This is a genomic window from Simplicispira sp., from assembly GCF_028687295.1.
Lineage (GTDB): Bacteria > Pseudomonadota > Gammaproteobacteria > Burkholderiales > Burkholderiaceae_C > Simplicispira > Simplicispira metamorpha.
Window position 1 is genome coordinate 20,183 of the sequence record NZ_JAQUAL010000019.1, and the last position, 10,273, is coordinate 30,455.

Annotated in this window: 6 protein-coding genes; all 6 read right to left on the reverse strand. The window is 56.6% G+C overall.

Annotation, left to right across the window (positions count from 1 at the left end; translation table 11 throughout):
• Positions 1-43: 43 nt before the first annotated feature.
• From PHX69_RS04030 to PHX69_RS04055, 6 genes are read right to left on the reverse strand one after another with little or no spacing between them, the layout of a single operon-like run.
• Positions 44-4,921, reverse strand: a complete 4,878-nt coding sequence (locus PHX69_RS04030; protein WP_288042473.1) for a glycosyltransferase — start codon at positions 4,919-4,921, stop codon at positions 44-46.
• The gene (locus PHX69_RS04035) at positions 4,921-6,222 is read right to left on the reverse strand and encodes an FkbM family methyltransferase (RefSeq protein WP_288042474.1); all 1,302 of its coding nucleotides are present in this window, start codon (positions 6,220-6,222) and stop codon (positions 4,921-4,923) included. The genes PHX69_RS04030 and PHX69_RS04035 overlap by 1 nt, the downstream gene beginning before the upstream one ends.
• Positions 6,219-7,436, reverse strand: a complete 1,218-nt coding sequence (locus tag PHX69_RS04040) for an ABC transporter ATP-binding protein (RefSeq protein WP_288042475.1) — start codon at positions 7,434-7,436, stop codon at positions 6,219-6,221. The genes PHX69_RS04035 and PHX69_RS04040 overlap by 4 nt, the downstream gene beginning before the upstream one ends.
• Positions 7,436-8,239 (reverse strand): ABC transporter permease, encoded by an 804-nt coding sequence (locus PHX69_RS04045; protein WP_288042477.1) that lies wholly within the window; start codon positions 8,237-8,239, stop codon positions 7,436-7,438. The genes PHX69_RS04040 and PHX69_RS04045 overlap by 1 nt, the downstream gene beginning before the upstream one ends.
• A gap of 3 nt (positions 8,240-8,242) precedes the next feature.
• A complete protein-coding gene (locus tag PHX69_RS04050) occupies positions 8,243-9,721 on the reverse strand; it encodes a mannose-1-phosphate guanylyltransferase/mannose-6-phosphate isomerase (RefSeq protein ID WP_288042478.1) in 1,479 nt (492 codons plus the stop codon).
• The gene (locus PHX69_RS04055) at positions 9,718-10,140 is read right to left on the reverse strand and encodes a DUF2304 domain-containing protein (RefSeq protein ID WP_288042480.1); all 423 of its coding nucleotides are present in this window, start codon (positions 10,138-10,140) and stop codon (positions 9,718-9,720) included. Before PHX69_RS04055 ends, PHX69_RS04050 begins: the two co-directional genes overlap by 4 nt.
• Positions 10,141-10,273 lie beyond the last annotated feature (133 nt).

Sequence of the window (10,273 nt, forward strand, 5' to 3'; positions counted from 1 at the left end):
GTGCTTTTCCAGCAAGGGCTAGAGGCCGATTTAGCTTTATTTTCTATGCGGATGCGGATGCGGATGCGGATGCGGATGCGGATGCGGATGCGGATGCGGATGCGGATGCGGATGCGGATGCGGATGCAGTAGCTGGCGCTGCTGCGGGCAGGATGTGTCGCAGCAGTTGCTGCGCGCTTTGCGCCCAGGTCAGCCAGGGCATGGCGTCCGAGCACGGATGTTGCCCGCTGGCGTGCAATGCCAGCCAGCGTTCGATGGCGCTGGCCAGGTCCTGGGGTGCGGTGCCGTCAAAGTAGGCAGCGTGCTCGCCTGCCACCTCGCGGAACACGGTGATATCGCGCGCCAGTATGGGTAGCTGGTGCTGGGCGGCTTCAATCAGCGGCAGACCAAAGCCTTCGCAGTAACTGGCAGCAATCAGGCAGGTGCTGGTAGCGTAGATGGCTTCCAGGTAGGCATCGTTGATGCCTTCGAGCCAAAACAGGCGCTGGCCGTTTTTGGGGTGCTGGCGCAGTTGTTGGATGAGCGCCTCGGTGTTCCAGCCGCTTTTGCCAACGATGACCAAGTTGGCTTGTACGCCACGTGCCCACAGCTGCTCAAAAGCGGCCAGGGTTTGTGCGTGCCCTTTGCGCGGCTCTATGGTGCCCACCATCAAAAAGCTGGGGTGGGTGTGGATCTGTTGCAGCACCGCTGCAGACTCGAGCGGCAGGCTGTGGGCTGGTGGTGTGCGCTCCAAGTCGGCACCCAAGTGAAAGTGGGCTATGCGTGGCAGGGGCGTGGCGGGCTGGTGCTCTTGCAGCCAGGCGGCAACGTCTTGCGCCACGGCGTCAGAAATGCACAGCAAGCCATTGGCGCTGCGCCCTAGCGCGCGTATCCATATATCAAACGCCTCGCCAATGCCGGGAAAAGCGTACTTCCCGTGGCGCAGCGGGATGATGTCGTACACCACGTAAAACACTTTGGCTCCTGCCAGACGCCAGGTGCGCAGGTGCTGCTCGGTCTGTGGAAACAGGTGGGCGGCCAGATCCAGACCCAAAAAGATGTCGCCGGGACCGACGTTGATACTGCGGCCTTCGTTGGCACAGGCCTGGCCTGCTGGATCGAATTTACTGGTGTGGCAAAAGCCCCGATCAGGGCTGCTGTACACCGGGCAGATGTCGTAGCCCGCTGGGGGGGTGCGTTGTAGCTCGGCCAGGATGTTGCGCACCACGCGTTGTATGCCGGTGCGGTCGTCGCGGTGATAGACCTGTGATACATCCACCAGCAGTTTTTTACGCCGCTGAACCAGCCACTGCCGAAACAGGGCGGTGAGCAGGCCAGACATTCGAATGCCGAGTTTGGAGTACTGGTGCTCGCTTTTCCAGCGTTCGGCAGCGGCTTGTTTTTCCAGAAAATGCGGTTTTTGCGCGACCATATCCTGCGCCAGTGCCGATATGCCGTCGGCTAGCGCCTGGGGCGTGGTGCCGGGCAAAAAATGCACCGCTGAAGCCACATCCTCAAAAATACTCAAAGGCGTTACCGCAACCGGGCGGCCGCAGGCAATGCCGTGGCGCACCGCTGCGCTGGAGGATTCGCCGGTTTCCTGGTAGGGGAAAATGACCAGGTCAGCGCTTGAAAGCACTTCCATGCTTTTTGCATCGGAAAGATATTCGGTATTGATTTCAATAATGTGATGCAACCCTTTTTGGGTCACCATAGATTTTGCTTGGTCAATAGTCAGTCGAGATTCGAGAGCTGGATACTCTGCATTCACCATTTTGAGGCGAATTTTCATGCCTTTCCGGTGCAGAATTTCAATGGCTGAAATAAGTTCGGGCAAACCTTTGTGTGGTAGAAAAAAACCATAAGAAGCCACCACAAATTCGCCTGAAGCTGACGGCAGGTAATTGGCTGGTGGCTCGTAATCCAGAACGCCATGCGGAAAAAGGGTGACGTTATGAACCAGTCCCAGCGCTTTTAAGCGGTTCAAATCACCAATCGAATGAACCAGTATCCGATCACACTGGGCCAGTGCAGGCACCAAAAAAGAAAGTCTTTTGTGCGGTGCATGGGGTGGATCATTGGTTGCGTGCAGTACAACCAAAAATTTCAGACCCGCCAATTTTTGGCGATGTAGAAAATTACTGAAATGGTCAAAATTGAAAAATCCGTAATTGAACTGTATGAGCAGCGTGTTTATTTGGCTGGAGGCAAGGACTTGTTCAAGCTCCATCAGCGCATCACCATCACCCGTTGACCAGCATCGCACCACGTTGTTGCGGTCTTCGGCTGTGGGCGCTGATGTATATGCAGCCAGCACCTGCACGCTTGAGGGCATATTGTTGATGAGATGCTCTGAATACGAGGCAATACCGCATTTGGTATTCCAACTGGTAATCCAGCCTATGCGGGGTGCCGTAGCATTGCCGCCCTCTGACCAGGCTCGGGCCGCTTGCACCATGCGCGCGGCGGTATCCGCCCAGCGAAACTTTTCAGCCAGCAGTTGCTGGCCCAGCTGGTTTTTTTGTTGTTGCACCGCATCCGGAGCCTGGTACACCTCGCGCATGATTTGTGCCAGATGATCCGCTTTGGGTTCTGCCCAAACGGAGGCAAAAATACCAAAATGGCTTTGTGCCCGCTGAAAATCGTAGTCAATCAACCAGGAGTTTTCAGGGGTGCAGAAATCAGTCTGGCCGCTCCAGCCGGTGGTGATGACGCTGAGGCCAGACAGCATGGCCTCAGCCATGGGCAAACCGAAGCCTTCGGCACGGCTGGGGGCGACTAAAGCATGGCATTTTGCGTACAGTGCCTTCAATTGCCCGTCGGTGAAGTCTGCTTCAATGATTTGCACATCCGGAAAATCCGGCTTGCCACTGCGCACATCGGCCAACCACTGGTGAATAGCATTATGCGGGTTGGGAAAGGTTTTAATGATGAGCGTGACGTCATCGCTGGCACTGAATGCGCGGCCATAGGCTTGCAGCATCACGTCTGCCCCTTTGCGAGGAAAGCAGGACGACACGTGGAGAAAGCGGAATTTTTTGCCTTGCACCACCAAGTTATGATCCGGGGTAACTCTTTGCCAATGGTCGGTACCAATAGAACTGACCGCCATCGGGATGGCAACGCCATGGTCTTGCATAATTTTTTGCACATGGGATGACATGACCGTCATTCCTTGCAAAGCCATATTGAAATGGTCGGCCCATTCGAGCGGAAACCCCGATTCTTCCCAGCCGTAAGCGTGCAAGGCATTCAGCCGTGAGTGCATATCCATCACCCGTGGTGGATAAAGATTGCGGCTGGAAATATCCACATCCCACGATGAAAAATGATCCACGCGCTGGTGCATTGCCGCCAAATCTTGATTTTGGAGTAAAAAATCAGGATTGGGTTTGAAATCTCCGGGGCCTTCTGTGGAATGTAAAACCACGGTGTGGCCCAAAGATGCCAGGGCGCGCGCTATTTCACGGTTAACCAGTGCCAGGCTATAACTGCTGTCAAAGGGGCCTTCGATGCGCCAAGTGATTTTTTCAGGCAATTCTTTTTGGCGCAGCAGGCGGAAAATTTGTTGCTCATTTTTTTCCAGGCAGCGTGCCAGTGGCTGGATATCGTGTTCTTGAAGTTTTCCTTGGGCTGACTCAGCAATTTTTTGAATCAGCTGTTGGTATGACGAAGTAGCGTTTTCTTGTGCTGTGCGCCACGGCGTGGGCCGTTCTTTTGCACTGAACTCCACGCTTTCCCAAGCGGCAATTGCACGCCGGGCGACTTGATCCCAGCTAAACTTTTGTAGCTGTTGCCCCCCGTTTTCGCGCAAACGTTCGCGAAAAGCACCATCGGTGAGTGCTTGTTGAATTTTGTCGCAGATGGCTGCTACGCTGTAGGGGTTGAACAGCGCTTCGGGCAGGCCAATCACTTCGGGTAGGCTGGTGGTGTTCGCGCCAATCACGGGTGCGCCACAGGCCATGGCTTCCAGCGCTGGCAGACCAAAGCCTTCGTGCCATGAAGGAAAAACATAGAGTTTGCACAGGTTGTAGAGCTGTACCAGTTCTTCGTCGCTGACATAGCCGCTGAACAGCAATTCGTCTGGCTGTAGCCCATGCTGGCGTGCAATGCCGCGAAATTCGGTGACATTGGCATCGAACATACGCCCACCAAAGAGCAGCTGGTGACCGTCGCGCAGCAGCGCTGGTAGCGCAGACCAAGCCTCGATGAGGCGAGAGAGATTTTTGTGTTTGTCAGCGCCACCGGTGTAGAGCACGAAAGGACGGTCGATGCCCAAGCGGCTGAGCAGTGCGGCGGAGACGTCAGGTGCAAGATGGAGTGGTTGGAATTGCCTGCCAATTGCCGTGCCGATGTTGACAATGTGCTCCGCACTGGCATTAAGGGCTTCTAAGCCCTCGCGGCGGCTGTATTCTGAAATAGCCAACAGCCATTGGGCTTCTCGCAAAGACGTTATTTTGTCTTGGTAGTGTGCCGCAAAGCACGGATCTGGGTTGAGGTATTGATCAGGGTTGAGCAGTGGTATGAGGTCGTACAGACTGACGCTCACGGGCGTTTGCATGTCGAACCGACCAATGCTGGTAACTGCATCGTCCACGTAGCCTTCAAACAGGCTGGCGATGTGAATGAGGTCGGGCTGCAGGTTGGCAAGAAAGGCTTCGCGTACCATTTCAGCTACCTTGCGGCGTGTGCTGTTGTCTGGGTGCTCGCCTTTGACCTGGCCCGGGGTTGACCAGACGCAGATGTTTTCCGGGGGTAACAAGCCATCGAAGGCCACCCGAATGGTGTCGATAGTGTCGGGGAACAGGTCGCTCAGTGCGAGGATGACTTCATGCTCGCCACGGTTACGTACCACCGCTTGAGCAAACGCCAGGGTGTAGCGGCCTATACCGCGAAAACGGCTTTCGGTTTGCGCGCCTTGCATGTCGATGACTATGCGCATCAGTTGATCCTCTGATTTTTTTCAATAGCCGTTTGCAGGTCAGCGTAAATCTGGCGGGCACGGGGGCCGAGGCTGGCCAGTTCAGGTGCTGCCTGCCTGCCCGTCTGGGCTGTATGCGCTGAAGATGTAGCGGTACACGCTACCACGCCACTGCGGTGGGCCACATTGAGCAATTGCTGGTGCAGGGCCGGGTAGCGCATCAGCATCCGGTTGATGCGGTAGCTCAGTTGCGGCCTGCGCAAGACGGCTGCCATCAGGCGCGAGAGCGGCTGCTGAAAGGTGTCGATGGAATGGCGTATGACTTGGTTAGCGCTGGTGCGCGCCGTGGTCATCGGATGCAGTGCCAGACTGCCAGCCCAGCGCAGTGGCGCCGTGATGCGCCATGAGGCGCTTTGTCGCAGGGCGTTACGCTCGGCCTCCAGCGTGCTGGCTTGCTGCTCCCAGTGGTATGTGCTGGCTGCCAGTTCGGCAATCCGTATTTGTTGTTCTTGGAGGCGAGATTTTGCATCTGTCAATTGCAGGTCAAACGCTGTCACGCGCTCCTGCGTTGTAGAAAGCTGGGCTTCAAGCTCCGTTGCGTGCTTTTCCGCTTGTTGAACTTTTAACCTGCTTTCCAAATGATCAGCACGAATAAATTTATCAAATACATTTGGAGGATCTTTAAAAAAAACAGCTAAATCAGCATGCGATTCTGATATGTAAAATTTATTCAGTCCATCCGAGTAGGCAGAAAAATAGCCTGAGTCTAGGATTATTTTTTCCCAGAATTCTTTGTTTTCTATTTTTGTATTTGGTTTTGTTGCTTCTATTAATATGATCCAAGGACGAAATCTGGAAAAATCCATGCCTTTAATTACGCTTTCCTCAAAGCCTTCAACATCAATTTTTAAGAAATTGATTTCTTTGGTGACATATTTTTCGCAAATATCTTTCAAGGTAAAAATAGGAGTCTCGTGAAAAACTCCTTCATGACCTTCGGCCTGGTGACTTTGCCAAACTTCCGCTGATGCAGTGGCCCAGCCTCTAATATTTGGCTCCCATATTTTTATAGTTCCACTAAAATCTCCAGCAGCACACTGCAAGTTGATGTCCTCGGGTCTGTCATGCATTAAATCATTCCAATGCGTTGGCAAAGGTTCTATATTGATACCGCGCCAGCCCCTTGAGTAAAATGATTTTGTAACCGAGTCGCTGATAGGGTCGTTGGCGCCAACATCAATGTAAAACCCGCAATCAATATTTTTGAAGGCGCGATTCAGCATAACGTCTTCAAAATTTTGAGCATAAGAAATAAAAATCATATTTCTTCTATGGTAATTATAGGGTTTATCCACGCGCATCCAGCAAAATATGGCTTGCTTACATTTATTACATTGAATATAAGTGCAAGATCTCTCCATTCATAATTATTTACAAGATGTGTTTCGGTGCTGCATAAAGCGGTTTGTATGGAATAGTTTCCTGGCCCTAAATTTGCTGGGAATTTTATTTGGTACCGTAGTTTGGTTTCTTTGCTTAAATTAACTAGTTCTTGGTTTTTTAGGTCTGTATTGGTGCCGTAAATAACTTGACCGAGTCGGTCTTTTATACTGTAGCCAAATATCAATCGCGGTATTTCTTTCTTTACATAAACTTCAACGCATAGCTTAATATTCTGGCCGACGTCAATGTGCTCCAGCTTATTTCCGTGATCATCTTCAATATAAATAGCAGAAACGACTGCTTCGCCAGTGCCAGAGGTGGTTTGCGTACGACCGTCGTCCAGGCGTTGGACTTGAACAGTGGCGTTTTCGCGCTCGGCAATCAGCGCGTTGTAGAAGTCCATGACTTCTTCGGGCGGCCCGTCTTTGATGACCAGGCCGCGCTCCAGCAGGATGGCGCGGTCGCACAGGCTTTGGATGGAGCCCCGGTCGTGCGAGACGATGAGCAGCGTGGTGCCTTGTTCGCGGAACTCACGAATTTTGTTAAAGCTTTTGTGCTGGAAGTAGGCATCGCCCACCGACAGCGCTTCGTCAACAATTAGCACGGCAGGTCGTACCGCAGTTGCCACGCTGAAGGCCAGGCGCATCTGCATGCCGCTGGAGTAAGTGCGCACCGGGCGATCGATGTAGTCGCCAATTTCGGCAAAGGCCTCAATGGCGGGCATGCAGGCAGCAATTTCGTCGCTGCCCAGGCCCAGTAACTGCCCGGCCATGAAGACGTTTTGCCGCCCCGTGAAGTCAGGATGAAAGCCCATGCCCAGCTCCAGCAGCGCAGCCACCCGACCTTCGGTGTGTACGCTGCCGCTGGTGGGCTGCGTGGTGCCGGTGATGATTTTGAGCAAGGTACTTTTGCCTGCGCCGTTAACGCCCACGATGCCGACGGCCTCGCCAGGATTGACCGTGAAGTGGATGTCGCGCAGCACCCAGGTTTTGTCGTGGTGGGGCTTACCGCTCAGCCACTCCAGCACCCGTGCCCATTTGCCTGAATAGCGTTTGTACGCTTTACCTATGTGAGAAACAACGAGCTTGCCCATCAGAGTTCATCCACCAGTTCGCCCACGCGCGACAGGAAGAACCGGGCGCCCAGCAGCAGAAAAAAGACCGTTAACACGACCAGCGGCAGCAGGCTGGCGAAGTCAGGCAGGCGCTGGTTCAAAAAGATGGTCTGGTAAGCCACCATCAGGGGTTGTAAGGGGTTGTATTGCAACGCGTTCCGGGCGGCCTCGGGCAAGCTGTCAAACACATAGACGATGGGCGTGAGCCAGAACCAGAACTGCAGCACGATGCCGGTGAGTTGGCCCACATCCCGAAAAAACACGTTTAATGTGCCCAGAAAAATACCCAGTCCCAGCGTGAACAGCACTTGCAGCGCCAACAGCGGCAGCACGGCCAGCAGCATCCAGCCTGGCCAGTGACCAATCAGCGCCAGAAAGACCAAGTACAGGCCAAACACAATGCCAAAGTTGACCAGCGCCGACGCGGCCACGATGGCGGGCAGGCAAATGCGCGGAAAGTTGGACTTTTTGATCAGGTTGCCGTGCTCCAGGAAAACGTTGTTCAGGCGTCCGAGCATTTCGCCAAACAGGCCCCAGGTGATAACCCCAGCGCACAGGTAGATGCTGAAGGCAAACGGTGTTTGCTCATGCCCTGCCAGCTTGGAGCGCATGAGCTGACCAAATACCACGGTGTAGATGACGATCATGGCCAGCGGGTTGGCCACTGACCAGAAAGCGCCAAGCAGCGATTCGCGGTATTTGCCATGGAACTCGCGCAGCACACTGCTCCAGACAAAGCTGCGGTAAGCCCACAGGGCCTTGAGCATGGGTAAGCCGGGCATGAACTACACCTCGCGCACGGGGGCAGCGGCTACGCGGCCATAAGTGTCTTCAAACCGCACGATATCGTCCTCGCTCAGGTAGCTGCCCGACTGCACTTCGATGATTTCCAGCGGCAGTTTTCCGGGGTTGGACAGGCGGTGGATGTGGCCCAGCGGGATGAAGGTGGATTCGTTCTCGCCCAGCAAAAAGGTGCGCTCGCCGTTGGTGACTTCGGCGGTGCCTTTGACCACCACCCAGTGCTCGGCGCGGTGGTGGTGCATTTGCAGGCTGAGGCTGGCGCCGGGGTTGACCACAATGCGCTTGACCTGGAAGCGCTCGCCGCCGTCGATGCTGTCGTACCAGCCCCAGGGGCGGTGGATTTTGCGGTGGGTGTTGGCCAGCGCATGGCCCTGGGCTTTGAGCTGGGCCACGATGTGCTTGACACTTTGCGTCTGGCTTTTGTCGGCCACCAGCACGGCGTCAGGGGTTTCTATGACGACGATGTTGTGCAGGCCCACACCGGCCACCAAGCGGCTGTTGGCCATCAGCAAGGAGTCGGTGCAGTCGTGCAGCACGGCGTCACCCATGGTGGCGTTGTTGTTGGCGTCGCGCGCGCTCACGTCCCACAGGGCGTCCCAGGCACCCAGGTCAGACCAGCCCGCTTGCAGGGGCAGCACGCAGGCGGGGATGCCCAGGTCGGCGCGCACGGGCAGGCGCTCCATGACGGCGTAGTCGATTGAATCAGACGGGCAGGCGGCAAAGGAGGCAGCGTCGGGGCGGATGAAGTCCAGGTCGCGCACGGCTTGCTGCATGGCCTGCTGGCAGGCTTGCAGGATGTCGGGGCGGCAACTCGCCAGGGCCTTGAGCCAGACGCTGGCACGCACCATGAACAGGCCGCTGTTCCAGAGGTACTCGCCCGAGTCCAGGTAACGCTGGGCGGTGGTGGCGTCGGGTTTTTCTGCAAAGCTGGCGATGCGGTCGCTGCCGTGCAGGTGTGCATCGCCGCGCTGGATGTAGCCGTAGCCGGTCTCAGGCCGGTCGGCCACGATGCCGAAGGTGACCATGGCGCCTTGGCTGGCCACGGCGTGGGCCTGCACCACGGCGGCGTGCAGGGCAGGCCGGTCGGTGATGACGTGGTCGGCGGGCATGGCCAGCAGGATGGGGTCGGCGCCGCCTTCGCACGCTTGCAGGGCGGCCAGCGTCAGGGCGGGGGCCGTGTTGCGGCCAGCGGGTTCGAGCACGATGCGGGCGTGCGCAATGCCCACCCCCGCCAGTTGCCCGGCAGCCAGAAAGCGGTGTTCGGCGTTGCAGACGACGATGGGCGATGCGTCCAGCGCCACGCTGTCGGGCAGGCCGTGCAGGCGCAGTGCCGTGTCTTGCAGCATGGTGTGTTCACCGGCCAGGGCCAGAAACTGCTTGGGATAGGTCTCGCGCGAGAGCGGCCACAGGCGCGTGCCGGAGCCGCCGCAGAGGATGACGGGAACGAGAGAAGAGGTGGTCATGCGTTGTCAGCCGGGTGGGCGGTTGCGGTAGTGCCTGCGCTGGCAGGGGCGCTGGCCTCGGTGCTTGGCGGCAGGGTGTGCCCGGCCAGGGCCAGATCGGCCTCCAGCAGGGCCAGGCGCTGGTTGAGGCGGCGCACATCGCGCTCGATGCGGGTGTTGTCCATGTCGGTGTGCAGTGCCTTGACCAGCAGCACCACGCAGGCCAGCAGCAGCAGCAGCGCGGGTGGGTAGCTGATGCCCACCACAGAGGCCAGCCGGTCAATCAGGCCGGGCCAGGCACCCAGCAGGGCGGCAGCCCCTGCCACGGCCACCCAGAACAGGCCGTGCAGCAAATACAGGTGGTCGCGGCGCACCAGCAGCAGGATGACAACGGCAAGCCCCAGTCCCAGCAAGGTGGTGGTGATTTGGAGTGTGGCCATGGGTGCAGAAGAACGGGGGTGACTGGTGGAGGACTGTGCCTGCTCGCATGGGCAGGTCGGTCAAAGGCGAATGGGGTGGTCTTGCCCGTGAACCAACGCCCCCGCAGCAGAACAGGCGGCATTGTAGAGGCTG

What these genes read in the sequence shown, in the direction of transcription:
- PHX69_RS04030 (WP_288042473.1), bottom strand. Translation starts at nt 4,921, where the DNA reads ATGCGCATAGTCATCGACATGCAAGGCGCGCAAACCGAAAGCCGTTTT.
- PHX69_RS04035 (WP_288042474.1), bottom strand. Translation starts at nt 6,222, where the DNA reads ATGATTTTTATTTCTTATGCTCAAAATTTTGAAGACGTTATGCTGAAT.
- PHX69_RS04040 (WP_288042475.1), bottom strand. Translation starts at nt 7,436, where the DNA reads ATGGGCAAGCTCGTTGTTTCTCACATAGGTAAAGCGTACAAACGCTAT.
- PHX69_RS04045 (WP_288042477.1), bottom strand. Translation starts at nt 8,239, where the DNA reads ATGCCCGGCTTACCCATGCTCAAGGCCCTGTGGGCTTACCGCAGCTTT.
- PHX69_RS04050 (WP_288042478.1), bottom strand. Translation starts at nt 9,721, where the DNA reads ATGACCACCTCTTCTCTCGTTCCCGTCATCCTCTGCGGCGGCTCCGGC.
- PHX69_RS04055 (WP_288042480.1), bottom strand. Translation starts at nt 10,140, where the DNA reads ATGGCCACACTCCAAATCACCACCACCTTGCTGGGACTGGGGCTTGCC.